The organism is Stenotrophomonas sp. YJH_SMC_106-19 (assembly GCF_059368375.1).
Window position 1 is genome coordinate 291,892 of record NZ_JCAFRQ010000005.1, and the last position, 25,089, is coordinate 316,980.

A 25,089-nucleotide genomic window follows, 5' to 3' on the forward strand; every position below is an offset into this window, starting at 1 on the left:
TTCCGTTCAGACCCGAACGATCACTGTGCCTTGATCGCCATCGCCTGCAAGCCGGTGCCATCCAGCTTCTGCTTGGCTTCGGACAGCTCACCGGCGCTGCCGTAGGGCCCCATGCGCACGCGGTACACGGTCTTCCCATTGATCTGCGCCGACTCCACCCGTGCCGCCAGGCCCATCATCGCCAGCTTGGCCTTGGTGGCCTCGGCGTCGCCGGAGGCGCCGAACGCACCTGCCTGCAGGATGTAGCGCGCGTTGTCGCCGGCCACGGCCGGTGCCGCAGCGGCGGCCGGCGCCGCGTCCACGCGGGCGGCCTGCGCGGTCGATGCCGTGCTGGTCGCCGCCGGGCTGGTCGTGGCCGGTGCAGCCGTTGCCGGGCGTTCGCTCAGCGGGGCAGGCAGCGGACGGCTGGTCGCGGTCACCGGTGCCGTGCTGGCGACACTGGCCGTCGCGGTCGGTGCCGGCGTTGCGGGGACCGGTTTGCCTTCCAGCGCCGCCTGCGCGCGCTGCGCTTCGGCCTTGGCCCGGCGCTGTTCCTCGGCGCGGGTGCTGGCAGCCAGTTCGGCATCGGACATCTCCACTTCCTTGCCTGGCAGCAGGGTGTAGAAGTCGTACTGGGTCGCCGCCGGCTTCTCGGCTTCGGCCGGTTTCGGCGTGGCCGGTTGTGCGGCCGGCTGCGTGCCGACATCGCTGTCGGCATCGGCGACCGGCGCCGGCTGCGCGTTCGGGTTCGGCTGCGGACCGGCGCGCAGGAAGCCATCGCCCTCGCCCTTGAACAGATTCGGCGCCGCCAGGAACACCACGGCGGCGATGGCCACACCGGCGACCAGCCACACCCATCCCGGGGTGCCCTGGCTGCTGCTGTTGCGTCGTGCCTGGTTTTTGCCGCGTCGTGCTGCCATGTGTACTGCGTCTCCTGATGCTTACATTTTTTCCGGGGCACTCACGCCCAGGAGGTCGAGGCCATTGGCCAGCACCTGACGCGCCGCGCAGGCCAGCGTCAGCTTGGCGTTGCGATCGTCGGCGTCGTCCACCAGCACCGGTGTCCCGTGATACCACGTGTGGAAGGCATGCGCCAATTCACGCAGGTACTGCGCCACCAGATGCGGCTCCAGCGCCACGCCGGCGGCTTCGACCACTTCCGGATAGCGCGAGATCTCGTTCATCAGCAGCAGCGAGGCGTCATCGGCCAGGCGCACGAGCTGACCCAGGCCACTGCCCTGGTCATAGGCCAGGCCCTTCTCCTGCGCCTGGCGGAGCAGGCTGCACACGCGGGCATGCGCGTACTGCACGTAGAACACCGGGTTGTCGTTGCTCTGCTGGCGGGCCAGATCGATGTCGAAGGTCAGCTGCGAATCGGGCTTGCGCGCGATCAGGAACCAGCGGGTCGCATCGCGTCCAGCTTCTTCGATCAGGTCGCGCAGGGTGAAGTAGCTGCCTGCACGCTTGGACAGCTTCACTTCCTCGCCGCCGCGCATGACGGTGACCATCTGATGCAGCACATACTCGGGCCAGCCCTGCGGGATGCCCACTTCCAGCGCCTGCAGGCCTGCACGCACGCGCGCCAGCGACCCATGGTGGTCGGCGCCCAGCTCGGTGATCGCGCGCTCGTAGCCGCGCTGCCATTTGGACAGGTGGTAGGCCACGTCCGGCACGAAGTAGGTGAAGGTGCCGTCGGACTTGCGCATCACGCGGTCCTTGTCGTCACCGAAGTCGGTGCTGCGCAGCCACAGTGCGCCGCCTTCCTCGTAGGTGTGGCCGGACGCCTGCAGCTTGGCCACGGTTTCCGCGACCTTGCCATCGGCGTACAGCGAGCTTTCCAGGAAGTAGATGTCGAAATCGACGCCGAACGCGGCCAGGTCCAGGTTCTGCTCGTTGCGCAGGTAGGCCACCGCGAAGCGGCGGATCGCCTGCATGTCGTGCGGATCCTTGGCGCCGACCACGAGGGTGCCTTCCAGGTCGACGCTGGCGCCGGCCATGTAGGCTCGCGCGACATCGGCGATGTACTCGCCGCGGTAGCCGCCTTCCGGCCAGCCCTCCTGGTCGGGGGCGATGCCCTGGACGCGGGCCTGCACCGACAGCGCCAGGTTCTCGATCTGCACGCCGGCGTCGTTGTAATAGAACTCACGCTTGGCGTTCCAGCCGTTGGCGTCGAGCACGCGGGCCACGCAGTCGCCGATCGCCGCAGCGCGGCCATGGCCGACGTGCAGCGGACCGGTCGGGTTGGCCGACACATACTCCACGCCCACCGTGCGGCCGTTGCCGGACAGGTTGCGCCCGTAGTCGTGGCCTTCCTTGATGACCGAGGCGGCTTCGCGCTGGTACGCGGCCGGAGCCAGGTGGAAGTTGATGAAGCCGGGTCCGGCGATCTCGACCTTGCTGACGTCCTCGCTGCGCGGCAGCGCCTCGACCAGTGCCTGCGCCAGTGCGCGCGGGTTGCTGCGCGCGGCCTTGGCCAGCAGCATCGCGGCGTTGGTGGCGAAGTCGCCATGGTCACGGGTCTTCGGGCGCTCGACCACGAAGTCCGGCGGCAGGGAGTCGGCGGGCAGGGTGCCATTGGCGCGCAAGGCTTCGATGCCTTGGCTGATCAGGGCGCGGAGGAGATTTTTCACGAGGCCTGCTGTGAGAATGAGCGGCGGAATCGCCCATTTTAGCGCAGATGCCGGCGGCCACGCTGACCGTTGCCTGCCTGTGCGGTCCCCCCGGGGTCGGCCGGGGGGCCGGGCTCAGCCGAACAGGCGGGCCTGGCGCTGGCCCAGCAGGCCACGTTCAGCAAACGAAACAGGACGGCCTTCGCCCACTACGAAATGGTCGAGCAGGCGGATGTCGACCAGGGCCAGGGCCTGCTGCAGCTCCTCGGTGATGCGCGCGTCGGCCGGCGATGGCTCCGGGTCGCCGGACGGGTGGTTGTGGCTGATGATCACGGCGGCGGCATTGAGCTGCAGGGCGCGCCGCACGACCTCCCGCGGATAGACCGCCGCTGCGGTGAGGGTTCCGGCAAACAGTTCCTCGCACGCGATCAGCCGATGGCGGTTGTCCAGGAACAGCACCAGGAACAGTTCGCGGGCCTGCCCGCGCAGACGGTGCTGCAGGTAGCGCCCCACCGCCCCGGGATTGTCGCCAACTGCTTCGCCGTGCTGCAGTTCGGCGGCCAGGTACCGGTGGGCCAGTTCCAGGCCGGCGGCCAGGGTGCAGCTGCGGGCCGGCCCCAGCCCGGGCAGCCGTGCCAGCTCGCCGGCAGGCCGGTCCAGCAGTACCCGTAGCGGACCGTGCGCGTGCAGCAGGTCGCGTGCGGTCTGCACGGCATCGCGGCCGCCGACCCCGGAGCCGAGGAACAGCGCCAGCAACTCCGCGTCGGACAGCATGGTGGGGCCCCGCGCCAGCAGCTTCTCGCGGGGACGTTCCTGTTCAGGCCAGTCATGGATGGGCATGCCTGCATCATCGCCAGCGGCGCCCGGCGCTCCCATCGGCGCTTGCCGCCGATGACCGTCAGCCGATGCCTCAATCGCGCACGGTCTTCAGGTAGTCGAACAGTTCCTGGTTGCTCTGCAGTCCCAGCTTGCGCTTGGCCTCGGCCTTCTGCCGGCTGATCGTCTTCGGGCTGCGGCCGCAGCGGGCCGCGATGGCGTTGATGTTCAGGCCCTCGGCGAGCAGCTGCAGGACTTCCTGCTCGCGCGCGGAGAGCGAGACCGGTGTGCGCTGGAACAGCAGGTCGCGCGACTGCAGGTGATGACGCAGCTGCTGTGAGACGAAGACCTGGCCGGACATGGCTGCCGCGAGCGCCATCGGCAGCTCGGCGAAGCCGGCGCATTTGTCGACCAGGCCATCGATGCCTTCGCGCAGCAGCCTGTCCAGCAGTCCCGGGTGGCGCGCTCCGGTCAGCACCACCACCGGCAGGCCCGGATGACGCTCGCGCAGTGCGCCCAGCAGCGCAGGGCCGTCGGGGCCGACGCCGGGCATGGACAGGTCGGTGAGGACGGCATGGCAGGTTTCACGCTGCAGCAGGTCGAGCAGCTGGGCACCGTCGGCCGCGCTGCCGGCCACCTGCATCTGGTGAGCCTCCAGCACGATACGGATGCCATGCAGTACAACCGGATGGTCGTCGGCGATGATGATGCGCGGTTGCACGCGGGATCCTCGGGGAAGCGGAGCGGCGCACCGGAGGTGGCCAGTACCGATTCTGCAAAGCCGACCCGGGCACGGGTATAGGAAAGTTCCGAATCATCGGCGGGTGAACCCGGGAACTGCGGTAGTGGAAGTTCCATCTGCTGATAGCTGCCAGCTATGTGCGCTGTGCATCGGGACATTACCGACCATCGGGTAAGCTAGCGCCCTCGTTTGCACAGGAATTCCAGGTGGCTGACTCCCCCAACGCATCCCCCGCGCCGGCCGGCGCGCTGGAAGGCCAGAAACTGCTGTTGTGTGTCGGCGGCGGGATTGCGGCTTACAAGGCCCTGGAACTGGTGCGGCGGCTGCGCGATGCCGGGGCGCTGGTGCAGGTGGCGATGACTGCCGGCGCCCAGCAGTTCGTGACCCCGCTCAGTTTCCAGGCCCTGTCCGGGCAGCCGACCCGCACTACGTTGTGGGACAGCGCCGCCGAACAGGCCATGGGCCACATCGAGCTGGCGCGCTGGGCCGACCGCATCGTGATCGCACCGGGCACCGCCGACCTGCTGGCGCGGCTGGCCCATGGTCACGCCGACGACCTGGTCAGCACGTTGTGCCTGGCCAGTACCGCGCCGCTGACCGTGTGTCCGGCGATGAACCATCGCATGTGGCTGCATCCGGCCACGCAGGCCAACGTCGCACTGCTGCGCCAGCGGGGCGCGCAGGTGATCGGACCGGTCGACGGGCCGTTGGCCGAGGGTGAGTCCGGCCCGGGGCGGCTGGCCGAGCCGGGTGACATCGTTGCCGCGCTGGCGGCCAACGGCAATGCCGTGGCGCCTGCCGCGCCCGCGGCAACCCGCGCGCTGCAGGGACTGCGTGTGCTGATCAGCGCCGGACCCACCTACGAGGACATCGACCCGGTGCGCTACGTCGGCAACCGCAGCAGCGGCAAGATGGGCTTCGCACTGGCCGCGGCCGCGGCGACGATGGGGGCGCAGGTGGTGCTGGTCAGTGGTCCCGTGCAGCTGCCGACGCCGGTCGGCGTGCAGCGCGTCGATGTGCGCTCGGCCGCACAGATGCGCGACGCCGTGCTCTCATCGCTGCCGGCCGACATCTATATCGGTGCCGCCGCCGTGTCCGACTACACCCCACGGCAGGTGGCGCCGCAGAAGCTGAAGAAGACCGCCGACAGCCAGTCACTGGTGATCGAACTGGTGCGTACCCCGGACATCCTGGCCGAGGTGGCCGCGCAGACGCAGTCGCTGAAGCTGGTGGTCGGTTTCGCCGCCGAAACCCACGACGTGGAGAAGTACGCGCGTGGCAAGCTGGTCGACAAACGCCTGGATCTGGTGATCGCCAACCAGGTCGGCATCAGTGGCGGTGGCTTCGAAAGTGACAACAACGCCGCCACGGCCTTCTGGCAGGATGGCGAACAGGTATTCCCGGCGACCTCCAAGCGCGAGCTGGCCGAACAACTGCTGGCGCTGATCGCGCGGAGACTTCAGGCATGACCCAGGTGATTTCATCGCAACCGTTGCAGGTCAAACTGCTCGATCCGCGCTTCGGCGACAGCTGGCCGCTGCCGGCGTATGCCACCGAGGCCAGTGCCGGCATGGACCTGCGCGCAGCGCTGGACACCGCGCTGACTTTGCAGCCGGGCGATACCGCGCTGGTTCCCAGTGGCCTGGCCATCCACATTGCCGATCCGCACCTGTGCGCGGTCATCCTGCCGCGTTCGGGCCTGGGCCATCGCCACGGCATCGTCCTCGGCAACGGCACCGGCCTCATCGACGCCGACTACCAGGGTCCGCTGCTGATCAGCGTCTGGAACCGGGGCCGCGAGGCCTTCACGATCGAGCCGGGTGACCGCATCGCGCAGCTGGTGGTGGTTCCGATTGCCCGCGTCAGCCTGCAGGTGGTGGATACTTTCACCGACAGCGTGCGGGGAACGGGTGGATTCGGCCATACCGGGGTGCGTTGACGGGGGACATTGATGAGCGGCATCGGGGAAAGGCAGCAGGGACGGTCGTTGGGGCGCAGCGCACCGCTGCTGGCAGTGCTGCTCGTGTTGCTGGCCGGCTGGTTCGGCTGGAGCGCCGTGCAGCAGTGGCGCCAGGAGGCAGGTGGCAAGGCGCTGGAAGAGGCGCGTGACCAGGCCGTGCAGGGCCTGCAACAGGCCGCCAGTGGCCAGTTGCAGCAGCTGCAGCAGCAGTTGAAGAACGAGCGCCTGCAGCAGGCGCTGCAGGCCGGCGATGCGTCCGCCGCTGCGCTGGCCCTGCGCGAGAGCTGGTCCGGCGTGGAGCGGGTGGAGGTGCTGGGCGCCGACCTGGCCGCTGCCTACGCCGATCCGGCCACCTTTGGCTATGCGCGCCTGGCCCTGCTGGAGCAGGCATTGGGCGAGGACCGGCCGAGCCTGCGGGTGGTCCGCGATGGGGGAGGCAACCGCCTCGGCCTGGCTGCGCCGGTGCAACTGGGCAGTCTGGGGGCGGCGGTGGTCTACGTCCGTCAGCCGCTGCTGCGCCTGACCGCGCCGCTGGATCAGATCCGCGCACCTGCCAGTGGTTTCCTCGGCCTGCGCCAGGGCACGCACGATCTGGTCACCCAGGGCGATTCCGGCCTGGCGCAGATCGCCGAGGCGCAGGCAAGGCCGATTGCCGGCACCCCGCTGCGGCTGGCAGCGGCCGTGCCCAACGTCGAACCCGGCCCGCTCGGTCTGGGCGCGCTGGCCAGCGGCATCGTCGCGCTGCTGCTGGCCTTCATCGCCGTGCTGCTGCTGGTCGGTCGCGATCGCCTGCCGAAGCGCCTGCCGCTGCCGCGGCGCACGTCCGCCGTCGAGGTGGATGAGGGCCCGACGCTGCGCGAGAGCCTGCAGATGGCGCCACCGCAGGTCGCCGAAGCTGCCGCCGACGCCACAGTGGCCCCTCCGCCGCCGGTCCCGGCGGAAGCGCTGGCAGCGGGCATCTTCCGGGCCTACGACATCCGCGGTGTGGTGGGCAGCGAACTGACGGCAAAGACCGCCGCGCTGATCGGCCAGGCCATCGGTACCGCTGCGCTGGAACAGGGCCTGCGCGAGGTGGTGATCGGCCGTGACGGGCGCCTGTCCGGCCCCGAGCTGGCAGCCGGCCTGGCCGAAGGCCTGCGCCGTGCCGGCTGCGCGGTCATCGACATCGGCCTGGCGCCCACGCCGGTCGTCTATTACGCCGCATTCCACCTGCGTACCGGCACCTGCGTGGCGGTGACCGGCAGCCACAATCCTCCCGAGTACAACGGCTTCAAGGTCGTCATCGGCGGCGAAACGCTGTCCGGCGATGCCATCACCGGCCTGTACCAGCGCATCGTCGAGGGTCGCCTTGTGCAGGCGGCCGAACCGGGTGACTACCAGCAGCGCGATGTCGGCGCCGATTACATCCAGCGGATCGCCGACGACGTGCAGCTCGACCGCCCGCTGAAGGTGGTGGCCGACGCCGGCAACGGGGTTGCCGGTGCGCTGGCCCCGCAGCTGCTGGAAGCGATCGGTGCCGAGGTGATTCCGCTTTACTGCGATGTTGATGGCACCTTCCCCAATCATCATCCCGACCCCAGCGAGCCGGACAACCTGCAGGACCTCGTACAGACGGTCAAACGCTTTGGCGCTGATCTCGGCGTGGCCTTCGACGGTGACGGCGACCGCCTGGGCGTGGTCACCGGCGAGGGCAGGATCATCTACGCCGACCGCCTGCTGATGCTCTTCGCCGCCGATGTGCTGATGCGCAATCCCGGGGCGATGGTGATCTACGACGTGAAGTGCACGGGCAAGCTGTCCGACCACGTGCTGCGCAACGGCGGCAGCCCGCTGATGTGGAAGACCGGGCACTCGCTGATGAAGGCGAAGATGCGCGAGACCGACGCCGAGCTGGCGGGCGAGATGAGCGGCCACTTCTTCTTCAAGGAACGCTGGTTCGGCTTCGATGACGGGCTGTACGCCGCCGCGCGCCTGCTGGAGATCCTGGCCCAGGGCGAGGAAACCCCGGATGAGGTGCTGTCCGGACTGCCGGAGATGGTGGCCACACCGGAGCTGAAGGTGCCGGTGTCCGAGGGTACGCCGCACGCCCTGGTGGCGATGCTGGTGGCGGCAGCGCAGTCGCCGGACAACCCGTATGTGGGTGGCCGCCTGTCGACCATCGACGGCCTGCGTGTGGATTTCCCCGACGGCTGGGGACTGGTGCGCGCCTCCAACACCACCCCGGTACTGGTGCTGCGCTTCGAGGGCGAGGACGAGGCGGCGCTGGAGCGCATCCAGGCACTGTTCCGCAGCCAGCTGCAGCCGATCGTCGGCGACACCCCGCTGGGGTTCTGATCGATCCGGGCGGGTGCCGACCGTTGGTCGGCACACCCTCACCCCTTGAACCGCAATCCGACACCAGGTTCGGTGAACAGGTAGCGTGAATCCAGCGCCGAATCGCCCAGCTTGTGCCGCAGCTTGCCCACCAGGATGCGCAGGTAGTGCGTGTCGTGCTGGTGGGTGGGTCCCCAGATCTCCTGCAGGATCTGCGGCTGGGTGACCACCCGGCCGGCATTGCGCAGCAGCAGCGACAGCAGCGCGTACTCCTTGCGGGTCAGCGCCACCGGTTCGCCCGCGATCGCCACCTCCCGGCGCACCAGGTCCACATGCAGATGGCCGTCGTCGAATACCGGAGGCGTGCCATCGGTCGGCACGCTGCGTGTCCGCAACAGCGCGCGCACCCGCGCCATCAGTTCCTGCGTGCCGAAGGGCTTGGTCACATAGTCGTTGGCACCGTTGTCCAGCGCCCGCACCTTTTCCGCTTCTCCGGCACGTACGGTCAGCATGATGACCGGGACCTGGCTCCATTGCCGCAGCTGCTCCAGCACCTGGTGGCCCTCCATGTCCGGCAGGCCGATATCCAGGATCACCAGGTCCATGTCCTCGCTGGCAGCCAGCTGCAGGCCTTCCTGGCCGGTCGCGGCCTGCCTGACCTGATAGCCCTGCGCCCGCAGGCTGATATCCAGGAAACGGCGGATCTGGGTCTCGTCATCGATCACCAGCACGCGCGGGGCCGGTACGCTCGCATCAATCGGGGTCGGGCTCATCGTGGGAGGCTGGCTTGAGCAGGGGCAGGGTGATGCGGATCAGGGTACCGCGACCGTCACGTCCCGGCAGCGCCTGCACGCTGCCGCCATGCGCGCCGATCATTCCCTGGCAGATGGTCAGGCCCAGACCGGTACCATGGCGGCCACGGTCGCCACGCTCGACGCTGTAGAACATGTCGAAGATGCGTGCCCGCTCTTCGTCGGGGATGCCGGGACCGGCATCGATCACGTCGATGCGCAGTTGGCCGTCCAGTTCGCGCGCCTGCACCTGTACCGCGGCATCGGCGGGGGAGAACTTGGCCGCATTCTCCATGACATTGAATACCGCCTGCTCGACCAGCGCCGGATGCACCCAGATCGGCGCCAGGGTCGGCGGGATATCCAGTTCCAGCCTCACGTTGGGCTGGTAGCGCTGCAGCCGTCGCGCGGCCGACCCGATCAACTCGTCCACCCCGATCCAGTCGCGGTTGATCTTCAGGCCTTCGTGGCCCAGCCGGGTCATGTCCAGCAGGTTCTGGATGTAGCGGTCCAGCCGTTCGCCTTCGACCAGGATGGTGTCCAGCAGCGCGCGGCGGTCAGCCACGTCCATCGCCGTGCCATAACTGGCCAGGCTGTCGGCCGATCCGATCATCGCCGCCAGCGGCGAGCGCAGATCGTGCGATACCGAAGACAACAGAGCAGAGCGCAGGCGCTCGGTCTCGTTGCTGACGTGCGCCCGCTCCAGCTCGGCCACCAGCCGCGTGCGCAATGCCGCCTGGGCAATGTCGTCCACCATCGCTTCGGCGAGCTGGCGCTGCTCGGGCAGCAGGCGTGCACCTGGCAGATACAGGCCGGCCACGCCGATTGCACGGTCCTCGCCATCAAGCAGGGGCAGGAACCACCATTGCGCGCCGGCCAGCGTATCGGTGAAACGCCCGCTGGGCTGGCCGTGGCGCAGTGCCCAGTCGGCGGCAGCCAGGTCGGTGTCGCCGGGCAGGGTGCGGCCGCCGGCGGTGGTGTCCACGCCGATCCGCAGCCATGCCGGCACGTCCATCGCCTGCTCCAGCGCATGGCGGCCGGCCAGTGCCACCTCGCCATCGCCGGCAGCGCTGGCCAGCTGTCGCCCCAGCTGCTGCCGCGCGCGCGCATGCCGGTTGGCGGCCCGCAGGGCGATCACCTGCATGCGCAGCCGTGATGCCAGGCGCCCGGCCACCAGTGCCGCTGCCAGGAACAGGAACACGGTGATCACGCCTTGGCGTGCGCCGATGGCGAAGGTGAAGCGTGGTGCGATGAACAGGAAGTTGTAGGCGAGGAAGCACAGGATCGCGGCCATGACCGCCACGCTGGCGCGGGTGCGGGCTGCGACCAGCACGACCGCCACGATGAACACCATCGACAGGTCGGCCATGCCCACCCAGCGTTCAACCAGCCACGCGACCAGGCAGGCCAGCGCGGTGGCGAGCAGGGCCTGCAGTGGTTCGTGGTTGATGCCGCGCGCCGGCGGCAACAGGCCTTCGCGGCGCGAACGCGCACGTGCCTGCGGCGTGCTGATGATGGTGATTTCGTAGTGCGCACCGCGCTGGATCAGCTGCTGGGTCAGGGTGCGGTTGAACATCCGTGCCAGCGGCCGCTCGCGGGTGCGGCCCAGCACCAGGGTCGAGACACCGTTGTGCGCGGCGTGGTCGAGCAGGGCATCGGCGATGCTGGAGCCATGCAGCAGTTCGGCATCGCCGCCCAGGCGACGTGCCAGCGCGAACGCCGCGTCGATCTCGCGTCGGGTCGCTTCGTCCTGGCGTCGTCCCTGCACCGTCACCACCGTCCACGGCGCATCGCGCCGTTCGGCAATGCGGCGCGCGACCCGCACCAGATACTCGCTCTGCCCGCCACCATCGATCGCCACCAGCACGCCGCGGCGCAGCGGCAGGTTGCCCTCGCCGCGTGCGGCACGGGTCTCGCGCAGGCTGCTGTCGACACGATCAGCAGCTTCCTGCATGGCCAGCTCGCGCAGTGCGGTCAGGTTGGCCGGCGAGAAGAACGCCTGCAGTGCCTGTGCCGCCTGCTCCGGCACGTACACCTTGCCCTGCTGCAGGCGGGCGATCAGTTCGCGTGGCGGCAGGTCCACCAGCACGATGTCGTGCAGGCGGTCGAGCACACCGTCCGGCACGGTTTCGCTGACCCGCACCCCGGTGATGCGCATCACCACGTCATTGAGGCTTTCCAGGTGCTGGATGTTGACCGTGGTCCAGACATCGATGCCCGCATCCAGCAGCTCCATGACATCCTGCCAGCGTCGCTCGTGGCGGCTGCCCGGTGCATTGCGATGTGCCAGTTCGTCGACCAGCACCAGCGCCGGGCGCCGCGCCAGCACGGCATCCAGGTCCATTTCCTGCAGGGCGTGGCCGTGGTAGGCCACGTCCTTCAGCGGCAGCCGTGGCAGTCCTTCCAGCAACGCCTGGGTATCGGCACGGCCATGCGTCTCCACCAGCCCCACCACCAGGTCGACCCCCCGGCGCAGCTGTTCCTGCGCGCGGTTGAGCATCGTGTAGGTCTTGCCCACGCCCGGCGCCGCGCCGAGGAATACCGTCAGCTTGCCACCGGCTTCGCGTTGCAGGCCTTCCACCAGGGCGTCGGCCTGGCGGGTTCGCAGGTCAGTCATGGCGGCCATTGTGCGCGCAGCGGGTGCACGATCGCATCACGGCCTGGCGGCTGCGTGGTCCAGCGCGAAGTTCAGCGTCACCACGTTCACCCGCGGCTGGCCGAACAGACCCCATTGGCGTCCCTCGGTGTGGGCCTGCAGCAGCGCCTGCACACGTTCCACCGGCAGGCCCCGGGCACGCGCCACGCGGGCCACCTGCAACTGCGCCGCCGCCGGCGTCAGCTGCGGATCGAGCCCGCCGCCGGATTGGGTGACGAGGTCCGCCGGCACCTGGTCCGGTGCGACGCCTTCGCGCGCTGCGACCGCAGCCGTGCTTGCGGCGACGCGCTCGGTCAACGCAGGGTTGCTGCGTGCCAGGTTGGAGCCGGCCGCCGCCATCGGGTCATAGTTGGCGGCCGATGGCCGCGCCTGGAAGTAGCCATCGCCAGCGAACGGCTGCGCCAGCCACGCCGACGCACGCACCTGGCCGCTGCCATCGCGCAGCAGGCTGCCTTCGGCCTGCATCGGGTACGCCAGGCCGGCAAAACCGGTGGCGATGCCGGCGTAGACCGCACCGGCCAGCAGCAGGGTCGCCACACCCAGGCCGATCGCCGGGCGCCAGCTGGCGTCGTCCTGCAGGTGGGCGATGCGGGATCCGGCCTTTGCTTCGCGCGGAAGGGAAGAAGAAGTGGAAGCAGAGCGGTTCATGAGCCGGATACCAGGACAAGAAGGAGGTCGATCGCCTTGATCGCCGCGAACGGCAGCAGCACGCCACCCAGGCCGTACACCAGCATGTTCCGGCGCAGGAGCGCGGTGGCCGTGGCCGGGCGGAAGCGCACGCCCCGCAGAGCCAGCGGAATCAGAGCGGGAATCACCAGGGCGTTGAAGATCAGCGCGGCCAGCACCGCGTTGCGCGGACTCGACAGCTGCATCACGTTCAGCGCCGCCATCGCGGGTACCGCCGCGGCGAACAGCGCCGGCAGGATCGCGAAGTACTTGGAGACATCGTTGGCCAGCGAGAAGGTGGTCAGCGCGCCGCGGGTGATCAGCTGCTGCTTGCCTACTTCCACCACCGCCAGCAGCTTGGCTGGATCCGAATCCAGGTCGACCATGTTGCCGGCTTCCTTGGCGGCCTGCGTGCCGGAGTTCATGGCCAGCCCGATGTCGGCCTGGGCCAGCGCCGGCGCATCGTTGGTGCCATCGCCGACCATCGCCACCAGACGGCCCCCGGCCTGTTCCTGGCGGATGCGTGCCAGCTTGTCCTCGGGCCGGGCTTCGGCGATGTAGTCGTCGACGCCGGCTTCGGCAGCGATGGCGGCCGCGGTCAGCGGGTTGTCGCCGGTGATCATCACCGTCCGGATGCCCATCGCCCGCAGCTGTGCGAACTTCTCGCGCATGCCGTGCTTGACCACGTCCGACAGTTCGATCACGCCCAGCACATGGCGACCTTCGGCCACCACCAGCGGCGTGGCGCCGTTGCGGGCGACCTGTTCGACGCGCCCGCCCAGCTCGGCCGGCACCACGCCTCCCAGCGCCTGCACATGGTTGCGGATCGCATCCAGCGCACCCTTGCGGATCTGCCGGCCATGGGCAAGGTCAACGCCGGACATGCGGGTCTGCGCACTGAAGGCCAGGTAGACGGCCTGCTCAGGCTCGGCGGTGGTGCAATCCTGCTCGCGTGCCAGGCGCACGATCGACTTGCCTTCCGGGGTCGGGTCGGCCAGCGAGGACAACAGGGCCGCGTCGCGCAGTTGGCTGGCGTCGATCCCGGCCAACGCATGGAAGTGGCTGGCCTGGCGGTCGCCGTAGGTGATGGTGCCGGTCTTGTCCAGCAGCAGCACATCGACGTCGCCGGCCACTTCCACCGCCTTGCCCGACTTGGCCAGCACGTTGGCCGCCAGGGCGCGGTTCATGCCGGCGATGCCGATGGCCGGCAGCAGTCCGCCGATGGTGGTCGGGATCAGGCAGACCAGCAGTGCGATCAGCAGCAGTGGATCGACCTGGACGCCGACATGGGCGCCGATGGCCGGCAATGTCGCCACCACCACCAGGAAGGTCAGCGTCATCGCCGCCAGCAGCAGGGTCAGGGCGACCTCGTTCGGTGTCTTCTGCCGGTTGGCGCCTTCCACCAGCGCGATCATCCGGTCCAGGAAGCTGTGGCCCGGCTCGGCGGTCACACGCACGACGATTTGGTCGGACAGCACCTTGGTACCGCCGATCACGCCGGAGCGATCGGTTCCCGCTTCGCGCAGCACCGGTGCCGATTCGCCGGTTACCGCCGCTTCGTTGATGGTGGCCAGGCCCTGCACGATCTCGCCATCGGCTGGCACCAGCTCGCCGGCACTGACGATGACGTGGTCGCCCGGGCGCAGTTCGGCGGCCGGCACCTGCGTTTCTGCGGCCCCTGGCTGCGCGGCGGCCAGTCGGCGCGCCACCAGGTCCTGGCGGGCACGGCGCAACGATGCGGCCTGGCCCCGGCCGCGTGCTTCGGCGACGGCCTCGGCGAAGTTGCCGAACAATACGGTGACCAGCAGGATCGCGGTCACCGCCAGGCCGAAGCCCAGTGGAGCGCTGCCGGTCAGGGTGATGATCGCGGCGATGATCGTGCCGGCCATCACCACCGCCATTACCGGGCTGCGCACCAGATGCATCGGTGAAAGCTTGCGTACGGCGTCGACCAGTGCGCGGCGCAGGCCGGCCGCATCGAGCAGGGCAGGGCGTGACGCAAGCGGGTTACGGGTTGAGGTTGCGTGGCTACTCATGGGGGTGTCCTCAATGCAGTCCCAGGCTCAGGTGGTCGGCGATCGGGCCAAGCACCAGCGCCGGCATGAACTGCAGCACGGTCAGGATGACGATCACCGACACCAGGGTCAGGGCGAACGTCGGGGTTTCGATCTGCAGGCTGCCCGCTGATTCCGGTGCCTGCCGCTTGGCGGCGAGCTGGGCAGCAACCACCAGTGGAATCACCAGCAGCGGAAAGCGACCCAGCAGCAGCACCAGCGAGCAGCTCAGGTTCCACCACGGCGTGGCATCACCCAGTCCCTCGAAGCCCGACCCGTTGTTGGCGTAGGCCGATACGTATTCGTAGAACACCTGGCTGATGCCGTGGAAGCCGGGATTGGAGGTGCCGGCCAGGCCGGGCACGGCCAGAGTGACTGCGGTGAACACCAGCAGGGTGATGGGCTGCAGCAGCACCAGCAGGGCCAGCAGGCGCACCTGCGGGGTCTCCAGCTTGCGACCGAACAGTTCCGGCGTCCGGCCCGTCATCAACCCCGCCAGGAACACGCCCAGCAGCAGGTAGACGATGAACTGCTGCAGGCCGCAGCCGATGCCACCCCAGATCGCACTGACCAGCATGTTGACCAGGGCAATGCCACCGCTCAGCGGGGCCAGCGAATCGTGCATGCCGTTCACCGAGCCATTGGACACCTGCGTCGTCACCGCCGCCCACAACGCGGTGCCGTCGGCGCCGAAACGTACTTCCTTGCCCTCCATCAGCAGGGGCGTGGCCGCACTGGCACTGTGGCCTTCGCTCCACACCATGGCGCCGGTGGACAGCAGCGACATTCCCAGCATGCAGACGAACACCAGCGCGCCGAAGCGACGTCGCCCGGTGAATGCCCCGATCATGAAGATCACCGCCATCGGTACCAGCAGGATGCCGATCACTTCGAGAAGGTTCGAAACCGGCGTCGGATTCTCCAGCGGGAAGCTGCTGTTCGGGCCATACCAGCCGCCGCCGTTGGCGCCCAGCTGCTTGGCGGCGACCATCGCCGCGACCGGACCCAGCGGCAGCTTCTGCGTCGTCATGCCGGCGGAGGCATCGATCGGCGTAGCCTGCGGCCCCGCCGCCAGCGTCGACGGCACGCCCTGGCTGGTCAGCAGCAGTGTCCACAGCAGGCACAGCGGCAACAGGACGCGCACGCACAGGCGCACCACGTCGGCGTAGTAGTTGCCCACTGCGACCTGGCGGTCTTCGCCGGCGCTGCCTTTGGCCGACTGCGGCGCCGGCGCGAACAGCGCGCGCAGTGTGGCCACCGCCAGCGCCAGGCCCATCATCGGGGTCACCACCTGCAGACCAGTGATCCCGGTCATCTGCGAGAGGTAGGACAGCTGCGCCTGGCCCGAATAGTGCTGCTGGTTGGTGTTGGTCAGGAACGAGATCATCGTGTGCAGCGCGGTGTCCCAGCGCATGTTCGGGATCTGGTCCGGATTCAGCGGCAACCACGCCTGGGTCATGAACACCGCCAGGGTCAGCACCGCCACCACCCCATTGCTGAGCAGGAATGCCAGCACGTAGCCACGCCAGGACATCGAGCGTGCGGGATCGACGCCGAAGACCTTGTACAGCGGCGTTTCGATCCAACGGAACAGCACGTCGACCTTCATCGGCGTGCCGCGCATCACGCGCGCCAGGTACAGTCCCAGCGGCCATGCCAGCGCGACGCTGGCAGCAAGAATGACAAGAATTTCAATCATGGCCGGCTCCGCTCAGAACGACTCGGGCCGCAGCACGACATACAGAAGATAGGCGGCGGCGATCAGCACCAGCACGCCACACACCAACGACAGCCAGGGGGACATGGGAATTGCGTCCTGGTGGAACCCCTCCACCTCAGGCCGTCATGGTCGGCCTGCGCCCCGTAAACGCACTACCCGGCGGACCGGGCCGGCGCGTAAAGACTGCATAAATTCCGCGCGTCAGGCCGTAACCTGGCCACGGGTAGCGCCGGGCCATGCCCGGCGGCAGGAGCGTTTTCAGCCAGCCGGGGCAGCCGGCGCCAGGCCCTTCAGCTCGCGATAGCGCTGCAGGGTGCTTTCGATCTCCGCCTTCAACGCCTGCTGCTGCTGCAGGAAGCCGGACTGCAGGCGCTGCTGCGACTGCAGCTGTACGTGCCGCTGGCGGATCGCTTCGGCCTGCGGGTCGCCCACCTTGGCGCCCGCCAGCTCGCGGTCGCCGGCCGCCGACAGCAGCGCGACCAGCGATTCACGCAGGCTGGCCACGTTGTACTGGGCGGTCTTGAGGTTGTTGTCGAGCACTTCCTGGCGCTCGGCGAACACCCGCCGCAGGTCGTCTTCGCTGCCGTAGGTGGTCAGCATCGCCTGCTCGGTGCGCTGGCGGGTCTGCTCGGCCATCCGGTCCAGCTGCTGCTGCGCCGCCGCGGTACTGGCGGCGGCACGTTCTTCGTCGGTCAGCGCGCGCTGCACCTGCGCATTGCGCAGCCCACTGCGGGCATTGAACTCGTCGCGCGCGTGGTTGACCGCATCGGCAGGAAGCGCATCGCTGCAGATCCGCTCCTGGCCCTCGTTCCAGCAGTACAGCTTCTTCTCGACCTTGTCGCCGCCCCGCGACTGCCCCGCCACGGTGAACGGCAGGGCCAGCAGCAGGCCGGTGAAGAGAACAGCAGGAATTCGGGACATGCGACCTTCCCCCTGGCGGTCAGCGTGTGGAGCGGACGCCGTACTGGGCCCGATAGGCTTCCAGCGGCTGCCGGTAGCCGACAAGTTCCGGGTTTCCCGAGGCGAAATCAAGCAGGTCGCCCAGCGAAGCCACTGCGATCACCGGGATGCCGGCTTCCTCGGCCACTGCCTGCGCCGCGGAGCGGCGATCGGCTTCCGAAGCGATCTCCTGGCGATCCAGAGCGACCACAATGCCGGCCGGAGTGCCGCCTGCCGCGCGGATGATGGCCAGCGCTTCGCGGATCGCAGTACCCGCAGTGATCACGTCATCGACGATCAGCACGCGCTTGCCATTCATGTCGGCGCCGATCAGCTGGCCGCCTTCGCCATGGTCCTTGGCTTCCTTGCGGTTGAACGACAGCGGCAGGTCGCGGCCACGCTGGGCCAGCTCGCAGGCCATTGCCGTGGCCAGCGGAATGCCCTTGTAGGCCGGGCCGAACACCACGTCGTACTTGACCCCGCTGGCGTCGATGGCATCGGCATAACAGGCGCCGAGCTGGGACAGCAGCGAGCCGGAGTCGAAGCGACCGGCGTTGAAGAAATAGGGGCTCAGCCGGCCGGACTTCAGGGTGAACTGGCCGAAGCGCAGGGCGTCGGCGGTCAGGGCCAGCTGCAGGAAACGGTGACGGTGGTCGCTCATCAAAACTCGATTCATCTTCATTTGGAGCACAAATCCTAATGCAGCCGGGCCTTCCGCGCTCGTCGGCGCTCTTCCGGGGGGCCGTCCGGCCGCGTCCGCCGGACTGCGCAGCCCAGCAGCCAACCGGTATGCTTGCCCGGTTTCCCGCCGTAGGTCCCCGCATGCGCATCATCAGTTTCAACGCCAATGGCATCCGTTCCGCCGCGACCAAAGGCTTCCTCGACTGGTTCCGCGCCCAGGACGCCGACGTCCTGTGCCTCCAGGAGACCAAGGCCCAGGAAGACCAGCTGACCGACCCGATGTTCCGGCCCGACGGACACCATTGCTTCTACCGCGATGCCATCACCAAGAAGGGCTACAGCGGCGTGGCGATCTACAGCAGGCGGGAGCCGGACCAGGTCATCACCTCGCTGGGCTGGGCGCCGTTCGACGATGAGGGGCGCTATATCGAGGCGCGCTTCGGCAACCTCAGCGTGGTGTCCTTCTACATTCCGTCCGGCAGCTCCGGCGACCTGCGCCAGGGATTCAAGTTCGAAGTGATGGAGTGGCTGCGGCCGATCCTGGAGGAGTGGGCGCGCAGCGGTCGCGACTACGTGCTGTGTGGCGACTGGAACATCGTGCGATCGGCGCTGGACATCAGGAACTGGAAGTCCAACCAGAAGAATTCCGGCTGTCTGCCCGAAGAGCGCGACTGGCTCAACGCGCTGTGCGCCGATCATGGCCAGGCCACCGACGTGGCGGCCGGTCGTGGCTGGGCCGATGCGTATCGCCTGCTCAATCCCACCGGGGAGGACTACACCTGGTGGAGCAACCGCGGGGCGGCCCGCGCCAACAACGTGGGATGGCGCATCGACTACCAGTTCATCACGCCGGGCCTGCGCGACAAACTGCGTGGCTGCTCGATCTACCGCGAAGAGCGCTTCTCCGACCACGCCCCGTTCACCGTGGACTACGACCTGTGAGCGAGGCGGCCAGGCCAGTCAGCTACAAAGGCTGGGCAGGAATCAAGCGCGCCTTCGGTACACCGTCGGCGCTGACCATGGCCATGATGGGTTTCGGCAGTGGCCTGCCGTTCCTGCTGATCGCGTCGCAGACCTTGTCCACGCGCCTGCGCGATGTGGGGCTGGACCTGGGCAGCATCGGCCTGATCAGCCTGGCCAGTTTCTTCTACCTGCTCAAGTTCCTGTGGGCACCGCTGCTGGATCGGTATGCCTTCCCGTTGCTGGGCCGGCTCGGCCGTCGTCGCTCCTGGCTGCTGGTATCACAGGTCATGGTGCTGGTCGGACTGATCGCGCTGGCCTTCGTGCGCCCCGAACAGGGCGTCTGGCCCCTGGTGATGTGGGTGCTGGTGGCGTCCTTTGCCGGCGCCACCCAGGATTCGGCCGTGGATGCCTACCGTATCGAGATCGCGCCGCAGACCGCTCAGGCCGCGCTGGCGGCCACCTACACGTTGGGTTACCGGATCGGCCTGATCCTGGCCGGTGCCGGCGCGCTGTATCTGGCCCAGTTTGAAGGCTGGGTCATCGCGTATCTGGCGATGGCCGCCCTGATGCTGCTGCCGATCATCACCACGCTGCTGTGCGCCGAACCGGAGCGTCCCGCCACCGCCGTGCAGCGCCGCATCGATGTCGCCGAAGCCTTCGTCCAGCCGATCACAAGTTTCTTCAGCCGCAACGGCGTGGCATTGGCGCTGGTGCTGCTGGCCTTTGTCGGCCTGTTCAAGTTCCCTGACCAGGTGATCGGGGTGATGGCGGGGCCGTTCTACCTCGATTCCGGCTTCGACAAGGCCGACATCGCCACGGTCTCCAAACTGTTCGGGGTGTGGATGGGCATCGGCGGTGCCTTCCTGGGAGGCATCGCGGTGGCCGCGTTTGGCTTCCGGCGCATGCTGCTGGTGGCGGCACTGGGCGTGGCGCTGTCCAATCTGGCCTTCCTGCTGATGGCGCACAACCCGGGCAAGCTGTGGGCGTTCTATGCCGCCCTCAGTGCCGACAACCTGTTCCAGGGCTTTGCAGGCACCGTGCTGGTCGCCTTCATGTCGTCGTTGACGGACCGCAACTTCACCGCTACCCAGTATGCGCTGCTGGTCTCGCTGGCCAACCTGCCCGGCAAGTTCGTCGGCGGTGTGTCGGGCTACATCGTCGAGGCCACCTCCTACAGCACGTTCTTCATCCTCAGCTCGGTCACCGTGGTGCCGACCCTGCTGCTGCTGGTCTGGCTGTGGCCGCGCATCGTCGACCGCGGGCCACCGCCGGCCGCCTGATTGCCTGCCCGCCCGGTCTGCGGGATCATCGCCCCCGACGCGCCGAGGGGGCGGTGCCCTGCGAACGGGGAAGTGAGCATGGCTGATGTTGTGCTGCGGGACCTGGACCCGCTGCTGCTGGAACGCATCCGGCGGGTCGCGGTTGCCCGTGGCTGGAGCCACGAACAGACCTGTGCGGCGTTGCTGGAACAAGGGTTGTTCAGCAGCGAGCTGGAGGTCCGCTCCGGTTTTGGCGATACCGAGGTCGATGCGCTCGCTGCGGCCATCATCGCGCTGCAGGCGCTGCCGGCCGGGCAGGGCTTCGATTGATCTGATACCTCACCGCCGGGCATGGCCCGGCGCTACCAGTTGGTCGCCGAAGGGCGCGCGCCGGGCCATGCCCGGCGGAGGATGCCGAAGGGGGTAGCGCCGGGCCATGCCCGGCGGCGGGTGCCGCTTCAGGCCAGATGGATCGCGCCGAGAATCCGCGGTCCCTTTGCACCGGTGACACTCGGCAGGTTCCCCGCCAGCCCGTCCATCGTCCGCTGCGCCAGCCAGGCGAAGCCCATGGCTTCCACGTACTCTGGGTCCAACCCATGCACGGCGCTGGATTCCACCTGCAGCGCCGGCAGCCGTTCGGCCAGCCGTTTCATCAACTGCCGGTTGTGCACGCCGCCGCCACAGACCAGCAGGCGGCGTGTCTGCGGCTGCTGCGCCAGCAGCGCATCGGCCACGGTCGCCACGGTCAGCTCAAGCAGGGTCGCCTGCACATCGGCAGCGGCGTACTGGCCTTCACCCATGTGCGCCTCCGCCCACGCCAGATGGAACTGTTCGCGACCGGTACTCTTCGGCGGGGGCAGGTCGAACCAGGGGTCCGCACGCCAGCCCGCCAGCAGGGGGCCATCCACCACACCGCTGGCGGCATAGGCGCCTTCGGCATCGAAGGTGCGCCCGGTGTGGCGCTGGCACCAGGCATCCATCAGCGCATTGGCTGGACCGGTGTCGAAGCCGCGTACGGCACCCTCCCGCGGGATCAGGGTCAGATTGGCGATGCCGCCCAGGTTGAGCACGGCCCGGTCCTCGTCGGCCGTGCCCAGCATGCCAAGGTGGAAGGCCGGCATCAGCGGTGCGCCATGACCGCCGGCAGCCACGTCGCGGCGGCGGAAATCGCACACCGTGGTGATCCCGGTCAGCTCGGCGATGCGGTTGCCGTCGCCCAGCTGCACGGTGAAGGCCGGATCGGCCAGCGGCCGGTGGCGCACGGTCTGCCCATGCGAGCCGATCGCCCGCACCCGGGTGCGGTCCACGCCGGATTCGTCCAGCAACTGGTTGGCGGCGTCGGCGAAGGCGATCGCGATCCGCGCATCGAGTTCGCCAAGCTCCTCCAGCGACGCCAGCGGCCCCCCTTCGCCCAGCGCCACCAGCCGCGCGCGCAGCAGCGGCTCCCAGCGCGCGGTCAGGCCATGCACGAAGCGGCAGCCGCCCTCGTCGGGAAACTGCACCAGTGCGACATCGATACCGTCGGCGCTGGTGCCTGACATCAGGCCCAGGTACAGGGGAGTGTTGGCGTCGACAGGTGTGCTCATGGCGCGCAAAAAAAAAGGACGCGGCAAGCTTGGGCTGCCGCGTCCTTGTTCGTCAACGCAGGTCTCAGCCGCGCTTGCGCCCGCGGGTCTGCGTGTCCTTGGCGCTGGCCACCTCCGTGGCCGCCTCGTCCCGACCGGTCGGCGCCGGGCTGGCGTCGGCGTAGATCAGCTTCTCCATGCCCTGGATGCGCGCCATCGCCGGCGCGGTCTGGGCGCGGAAGGCGGCCAGCTCGGCGCCCTTGAGCGGCTCCGGCGGCGGCATGGTCACCGTCAGCGGGTTGCGGTGCACGCCGTTGACGCGGAATTCGTAGTGCAGGTGCGGGCCGGTGGCCAGGCCGGTCGAGCCGACATAGCCGATCACCGTGCCCTGCGCCACGCGCTGGCCGGTGCGGATGTTCGCAAAGCGCGACATGTGCCCGTACAGGGTGGTGTGGCCACGACCGTGGTCGAGGATCACCACATTGCCGTAGCCGCGCTGCACGCCGGCGAACTGCACGCGCGCATCGCCGGCCGCCATGATCGGCGTGCCGGTGCGGGCGGCGTAGTCCACGCCCTTGTGCATGCGCATCTTGCCCAGCACCGGGTGCTTGCGCGCGCCGAAGGTCGAGCTCAGGCGCGCGAACGGGATCGGCATGCGGATGAAGCTCTTCTTCAGCGAGCGCCCATTGATGTCGTAGTACTCGGACTTGCCGTTGCGTTCGAAGCGGAAGCCCGAATAGGTCTTGCCGCCGGTGGTGAAGGTCGCTGCCAGGATCTTGCTGGTATCGACCTTTTCGCCCTCGCGCCAGGTCTCATCCATCACCACGCTGAAGCGGTCGCCCGGCTGCAGGTCCTTGGAGAAATCGATGTCGTACTTGAAGATGTCGTCGGTCATGGTGGCGATCGCCGACGGTGACAGCCCGGCCCGGCGCGCTGCGGCATACAGCGAACTGGTGATCTCACCACTGGTGACCACCGTGCGCGTGGAGGTCTCGCGCTTGGTCACGGTTTCCTTGATGTTGTCGCCGGCCAGGCTCAGCTCGACCCGGTTCTCGCCGTCGCGGTCGAAGCGGATGCTGCGCAGGTCGCCGGACAGCGGCATGTCGAAGGCGATCTCGGCGCCCGGACGCAGCTTCGTCAGCGATTCGCGGGCACCGGGGTGGTCCAGGACGCGATGCAGGGTGGTCGCCGGAATGCCGGCCTGGTCGAACAGCTCGCTGAGGGTCTGGCCACGCTGTACGCGCAGGACCTGCCAGCTGTCACCGGGCACCTGCTGCTGGCGGGCCAGCGACAGCGGCGGCAAGGGCAGGGCCAGGCTGGTGTGGCTGTCGGCGTAGGGGGCGTCGATGGTGTGCGAGAAACCGGGGACGATCGTGGCGACCAGCGCACCGATGGTCGCGAACAGGCTGGCATGCATCCAGTGACGCCGGGTCCAGCGCTCATTGAAGGCGGCGGGAAGATGTTGCCTGAGCTTCCGATGCAGGGCGTTGTCGTGCAGGACGTGAAGGCGTTCCTGGAAGCGCTGCTTGCGTGCGCGCCCTTGTTCGGAGTTGTGCATCGGCGGTTTTTCCTGGCTGGCCCGGGAGCGCGGGCCTGAACGCCGGTTACCATAGACACCTGAGAAAAGCGCGTCAAACCCTTGTGCCCATTGGCTTTTGTGAAGCCAATCGGGTTAACTTGGCTTTAACACCCCCACACAAGAATCGGCGTTGCCGGGAGTAGTCACGTGTCCTCGATTGAAGAAGCCCTTTCCCTGATCGGCCGTGGTGCCGACGAGATCCTCAAGCTCGAGGATCTGCGTGCGCGCCTGCAGGAAGGCCGTCCGCTGCGGATCAAGGCTGGCTTCGACCCCACCGCGCCGGACCTGCATCTGGGTCATACGGTGCTGCTGAACAAGATGCGCCAGTTCCAGGACCTCGGTCATCAGGTCATCTTCCTGATCGGCGACTTCACCGGCATGATCGGCGACCCTTCGGGAAAGAGCCTGACCCGCAAGCCGCTCAGCCGCGAGGATGTGCTGGCCAATGCCCGCACCTACGAGGAACAGGTGTTCAAGGTGCTGGACCGCAGCCGTACCGAAGTCCGCTTCAATTCGGAGTGGTTCGGCAGCATGGGGGCGGCCGACATGATCCGCCTGGCCGGCCAGCACACCGTGGCACGCATGCTCGAGCGCGACGACTTCGCCAAGCGCTACGCCGCACAGCAGTCCATCGCCATCCACGAGTTCCTGTACCCGCTGGTGCAGGGCTACGACTCGGTCGCCCTGCAGGCGGACGTCGAACTGGGCGGTACCGACCAGAAGTTCAACCTGCTGATGGGTCGTGGCCTGCAGGAGCACCACGGGCAGAAGCCGCAGGTGGTGCTGACCATGCCGCTGCTGGAAGGCCTGGATGGCGTCAACAAGATGTCCAAGTCGCTGGGCAACTACATCGGCATCAGCGAGCCGGCCATCGACATCGTCACCAAGACCATGAAGGTGGACGATGCCCTGATGTGGCGCTGGATCGAACTGCTGTCCTTCGATATCAGCCAGGCCGAGGCCGCGCAGCTGCGGGAGCAGGTGGCCAGCGGCGGTCTGAATCCGCGCGTGGTGAAGCTGCGCCTGGCGCGGGAGCTGGCAAGCCGCTTCCACGACGCCGCAGCCGCCGAGCAGGCCATTGCCGGCTGGGAAGCGGCGGTGACCGGACAGGGCGACATCACCCAGTTGCCGCTGCAGGACGTGGCGATTCCGGCCGAAGGCCTGCGCATCGCGGCGCTGCTGACCGCTGCCGGGCTGACCCCGAGCAACTCAGAAGCCAACCGCAAGCTCAAGGAGCGCGCCGTCAAGGTGGATGGCGAGGTCGTGGAAGATGGTCAGCAGGTGCTGCAGCCGGGCTTCGAAGGCCTGCTGCAGGTCGGCAAGCGCACATTCGCCCGTGTGCGCCTGATCGCGGCCTGAGACCTGTCGGACAAGCGCCGGGCACACGCCCGGCCGCTCGTGGCGCCGTTCATCGGGCGCCTGTCGGATGAACGGTGCCAACATCCGATGAAAAAAGTCGCCACACCCCCTTCACAAATGGGGCGAACAGGGACATACTTTCCCTCCCCCGTCGCAGGGGCCGCCAACAAGGGGCTTGAGCGACACAAGGGCGCCCACCACCCCGAACGAGATGATCGAACGAAGGTGTTGACGGACTGAAAAAGTCTGGCATAATGGGCGGCTCGCTACGAAGGAAACTTCGCAGCACACGGGAATGGCGCTGAGGCCACTTCCCCGGATCTTTGAAAGTATGCGCAGGTATCTTGTGAAGGCGCCTGCAGGAAGGATGACTGTCCATCTTGCAGACGTTTGATCAAGCAACTATTAATTGTTTTAAAGCAAGCGATACGTTGCCAG

Annotated in this window: 21 protein-coding genes; 7 read left to right on the plus strand and 14 right to left on the minus strand. The window is 68.2% G+C overall.

Annotation, left to right across the window (positions count from 1 at the left end; translation table 11 throughout):
* Positions 1 to 20: 20 nt before the first annotated feature.
* The 4 genes from AC5P5M_RS15555 to AC5P5M_RS15570 form a co-directional block, all read right to left on the minus strand.
* Entirely contained in the window at positions 21 to 899 is an 879-nt protein-coding gene (locus tag AC5P5M_RS15555; RefSeq protein ID WP_459040851.1) for an SPOR domain-containing protein, read from the minus strand.
* A gap of 21 nt (positions 900 to 920) precedes the next feature.
* Positions 921 to 2,609 (minus strand): arginine--tRNA ligase, encoded by a 1,689-nt coding sequence (gene argS, locus AC5P5M_RS15560; RefSeq protein WP_053516518.1) that lies wholly within the window; start codon positions 2,607 to 2,609, stop codon positions 921 to 923.
* Positions 2,610 to 2,723: 114 nt separating this feature from the next.
* The gene (gene radC / locus AC5P5M_RS15565) at positions 2,724 to 3,428 is read right to left on the minus strand and encodes a RadC family protein (RefSeq protein WP_065174506.1); all 705 of its coding nucleotides are present in this window, start codon (positions 3,426 to 3,428) and stop codon (positions 2,724 to 2,726) included.
* Positions 3,429 to 3,498: 70 nt separating this feature from the next.
* Positions 3,499 to 4,125 carry a response regulator gene (locus AC5P5M_RS15570; protein ID WP_053516509.1) on the minus strand — a complete coding sequence of 209 codons (627 nt, stop codon included), beginning with the start codon at positions 4,123 to 4,125 and terminating at the stop codon, positions 3,499 to 3,501.
* A 227-nt stretch (positions 4,126 to 4,352) separates the two neighbouring features.
* On the opposite strand from AC5P5M_RS15570, the gene coaBC reads away from it, so the two are divergent.
* Genes coaBC through AC5P5M_RS15585 form a run of 3 tightly spaced genes read left to right on the plus strand, consistent with a single transcriptional unit; the run spans position 4,353 to position 8,440 of the window.
* Complete coding sequence (gene coaBC, locus AC5P5M_RS15575; RefSeq protein WP_065182002.1) at positions 4,353 to 5,615, plus strand: bifunctional phosphopantothenoylcysteine decarboxylase/phosphopantothenate--cysteine ligase CoaBC; 1,263 nt, start codon at positions 4,353 to 4,355, stop codon at positions 5,613 to 5,615.
* Positions 5,612 to 6,085 (plus strand): dUTP diphosphatase, encoded by a 474-nt coding sequence (dut, locus tag AC5P5M_RS15580; protein WP_053516506.1) that lies wholly within the window; start codon positions 5,612 to 5,614, stop codon positions 6,083 to 6,085. The genes coaBC and dut overlap by 4 nt, the downstream gene beginning before the upstream one ends.
* Before the next feature lie 12 nt (positions 6,086 to 6,097).
* Positions 6,098 to 8,440 carry a phosphomannomutase/phosphoglucomutase gene (locus tag AC5P5M_RS15585; RefSeq protein WP_495206120.1) on the plus strand — a complete coding sequence of 781 codons (2,343 nt, stop codon included), beginning with the start codon at positions 6,098 to 6,100 and terminating at the stop codon, positions 8,438 to 8,440.
* A gap of 38 nt (positions 8,441 to 8,478) precedes the next feature.
* Here the strand turns inward: AC5P5M_RS15585 and AC5P5M_RS15590 are convergent, their stop codons facing one another.
* The 8 genes from AC5P5M_RS15590 to pyrE all read right to left on the minus strand — a co-directional run bounded on the left by AC5P5M_RS15590 (position 8,479) and on the right by pyrE (position 17,906).
* Positions 8,479 to 9,192, minus strand: a complete 714-nt coding sequence (locus tag AC5P5M_RS15590) for a response regulator transcription factor (protein WP_053516504.1) — start codon at positions 9,190 to 9,192, stop codon at positions 8,479 to 8,481.
* On the minus strand, positions 9,173 to 11,827 hold the full coding sequence (locus AC5P5M_RS15595) for an ATP-binding protein (protein ID WP_065182159.1): 2,655 nt from the start codon (positions 11,825 to 11,827) through the stop codon (positions 9,173 to 9,175). Before AC5P5M_RS15595 ends, AC5P5M_RS15590 begins: the two co-directional genes overlap by 20 nt.
* Before the next feature lie 36 nt (positions 11,828 to 11,863).
* Positions 11,864 to 12,514 carry a potassium-transporting ATPase subunit KdpC gene (gene kdpC, locus AC5P5M_RS15600; RefSeq protein ID WP_459062487.1) on the minus strand — a complete coding sequence of 217 codons (651 nt, stop codon included), beginning with the start codon at positions 12,512 to 12,514 and terminating at the stop codon, positions 11,864 to 11,866.
* Positions 12,511 to 14,568, minus strand: a complete 2,058-nt coding sequence (gene kdpB, locus AC5P5M_RS15605) for a potassium-transporting ATPase subunit KdpB (protein WP_495206121.1) — start codon at positions 14,566 to 14,568, stop codon at positions 12,511 to 12,513. Before kdpB ends, kdpC begins: the two co-directional genes overlap by 4 nt.
* A 10-nt stretch (positions 14,569 to 14,578) precedes the next feature.
* Positions 14,579 to 16,285: a potassium-transporting ATPase subunit KdpA gene (kdpA, locus tag AC5P5M_RS15610; protein ID WP_495206122.1), complete on the minus strand. Its 1,707-nt coding sequence runs from the start codon at positions 16,283 to 16,285 to the stop codon at positions 14,579 to 14,581.
* Positions 16,286 to 16,297: 12 nt separating this feature from the next.
* The gene (locus AC5P5M_RS15615; RefSeq protein ID WP_053516498.1) at positions 16,298 to 16,390 is read right to left on the minus strand and encodes a potassium-transporting ATPase subunit F; all 93 of its coding nucleotides are present in this window, start codon (positions 16,388 to 16,390) and stop codon (positions 16,298 to 16,300) included.
* A gap of 174 nt (positions 16,391 to 16,564) precedes the next feature.
* A complete protein-coding gene (locus AC5P5M_RS15620; RefSeq protein WP_253119854.1) occupies positions 16,565 to 17,227 on the minus strand; it encodes a hypothetical protein in 663 nt (220 codons plus the stop codon).
* Between the two features lie 19 nt (positions 17,228 to 17,246).
* Positions 17,247 to 17,906, minus strand: coding sequence for an orotate phosphoribosyltransferase (pyrE, locus tag AC5P5M_RS15625; RefSeq protein WP_065174233.1), 660 nt, complete (start codon positions 17,904 to 17,906; stop codon positions 17,247 to 17,249).
* Positions 17,907 to 18,067: 161 nt separating this feature from the next.
* On the opposite strand from pyrE, the gene AC5P5M_RS15630 reads away from it, so the two are divergent.
* The 3 genes from AC5P5M_RS15630 to AC5P5M_RS15640 all read left to right on the plus strand — a co-directional run bounded on the left by AC5P5M_RS15630 (position 18,068) and on the right by AC5P5M_RS15640 (position 20,478).
* Positions 18,068 to 18,868 carry an exodeoxyribonuclease III gene (locus AC5P5M_RS15630; RefSeq protein WP_053516492.1) on the plus strand — a complete coding sequence of 267 codons (801 nt, stop codon included), beginning with the start codon at positions 18,068 to 18,070 and terminating at the stop codon, positions 18,866 to 18,868.
* Positions 18,865 to 20,169, plus strand: a complete 1,305-nt coding sequence (locus tag AC5P5M_RS15635) for an AmpG family muropeptide MFS transporter (RefSeq protein WP_322523087.1) — start codon at positions 18,865 to 18,867, stop codon at positions 20,167 to 20,169. The genes AC5P5M_RS15630 and AC5P5M_RS15635 overlap by 4 nt, the downstream gene beginning before the upstream one ends.
* A gap of 78 nt (positions 20,170 to 20,247) precedes the next feature.
* The gene (locus AC5P5M_RS15640) at positions 20,248 to 20,478 is read left to right on the plus strand and encodes a hypothetical protein (RefSeq protein ID WP_053516488.1); all 231 of its coding nucleotides are present in this window, start codon (positions 20,248 to 20,250) and stop codon (positions 20,476 to 20,478) included.
* 128 nt (positions 20,479 to 20,606) lie between these two features.
* Here the strand turns inward: AC5P5M_RS15640 and AC5P5M_RS15645 are convergent, their stop codons facing one another.
* The gene (locus AC5P5M_RS15645) at positions 20,607 to 21,734 is read right to left on the minus strand and encodes an anhydro-N-acetylmuramic acid kinase (RefSeq protein ID WP_459062485.1); all 1,128 of its coding nucleotides are present in this window, start codon (positions 21,732 to 21,734) and stop codon (positions 20,607 to 20,609) included.
* A gap of 64 nt (positions 21,735 to 21,798) precedes the next feature.
* Positions 21,799 to 23,271 (minus strand): M23 family metallopeptidase, encoded by a 1,473-nt coding sequence (locus AC5P5M_RS15650; RefSeq protein WP_053516486.1) that lies wholly within the window; start codon positions 23,269 to 23,271, stop codon positions 21,799 to 21,801.
* 168 nt (positions 23,272 to 23,439) lie between these two features.
* Here AC5P5M_RS15650 and tyrS point away from each other — a divergent pair, with 168 nt between their 5' ends.
* On the plus strand, positions 23,440 to 24,651 hold the full coding sequence (tyrS, locus tag AC5P5M_RS15655; RefSeq protein WP_253119852.1) for a tyrosine--tRNA ligase: 1,212 nt from the start codon (positions 23,440 to 23,442) through the stop codon (positions 24,649 to 24,651).
* Positions 24,652 to 25,089 lie beyond the last annotated feature (438 nt).

Bases quoted from the DNA above. Each gene is read 5' to 3' on its own strand.
- AC5P5M_RS15555 (WP_459040851.1), bottom strand. From the start codon at position 899: ATGGCAGCACGACGCGGCAAAAACCAGGCACGACGCAACAGCAGCAGC.
- radC (WP_065174506.1), bottom strand. From the start codon at position 3,428: ATGCCCATCCATGACTGGCCTGAACAGGAACGTCCCCGCGAGAAGCTG.
- dut (WP_053516506.1), top strand. From the start codon at position 5,612: ATGACCCAGGTGATTTCATCGCAACCGTTGCAGGTCAAACTGCTCGAT.
- AC5P5M_RS15585 (WP_495206120.1), top strand. From the start codon at position 6,098: ATGAGCGGCATCGGGGAAAGGCAGCAGGGACGGTCGTTGGGGCGCAGC.
- AC5P5M_RS15590 (WP_053516504.1), bottom strand. From the start codon at position 9,192: ATGAGCCCGACCCCGATTGATGCGAGCGTACCGGCCCCGCGCGTGCTG.
- AC5P5M_RS15595 (WP_065182159.1), bottom strand. From the start codon at position 11,827: ATGACTGACCTGCGAACCCGCCAGGCCGACGCCCTGGTGGAAGGCCTG.
- kdpC (WP_459062487.1), bottom strand. From the start codon at position 12,514: ATGAACCGCTCTGCTTCCACTTCTTCTTCCCTTCCGCGCGAAGCAAAG.
- kdpB (WP_495206121.1), bottom strand. From the start codon at position 14,568: ATGAGTAGCCACGCAACCTCAACCCGTAACCCGCTTGCGTCACGCCCT.
- kdpA (WP_495206122.1), bottom strand. From the start codon at position 16,285: ATGATTGAAATTCTTGTCATTCTTGCTGCCAGCGTCGCGCTGGCATGG.
- AC5P5M_RS15615 (WP_053516498.1), bottom strand. From the start codon at position 16,390: ATGTCCCCCTGGCTGTCGTTGGTGTGTGGCGTGCTGGTGCTGATCGCC.
- AC5P5M_RS15620 (WP_253119854.1), bottom strand. From the start codon at position 17,227: ATGTCCCGAATTCCTGCTGTTCTCTTCACCGGCCTGCTGCTGGCCCTG.
- pyrE (WP_065174233.1), bottom strand. From the start codon at position 17,906: ATGAGCGACCACCGTCACCGTTTCCTGCAGCTGGCCCTGACCGCCGAC.
- AC5P5M_RS15630 (WP_053516492.1), top strand. From the start codon at position 18,068: ATGCGCATCATCAGTTTCAACGCCAATGGCATCCGTTCCGCCGCGACC.
- AC5P5M_RS15640 (WP_053516488.1), top strand. From the start codon at position 20,248: ATGGCTGATGTTGTGCTGCGGGACCTGGACCCGCTGCTGCTGGAACGC.
- AC5P5M_RS15645 (WP_459062485.1), bottom strand. From the start codon at position 21,734: ATGAGCACACCTGTCGACGCCAACACTCCCCTGTACCTGGGCCTGATG.
- AC5P5M_RS15650 (WP_053516486.1), bottom strand. From the start codon at position 23,271: ATGCACAACTCCGAACAAGGGCGCGCACGCAAGCAGCGCTTCCAGGAA.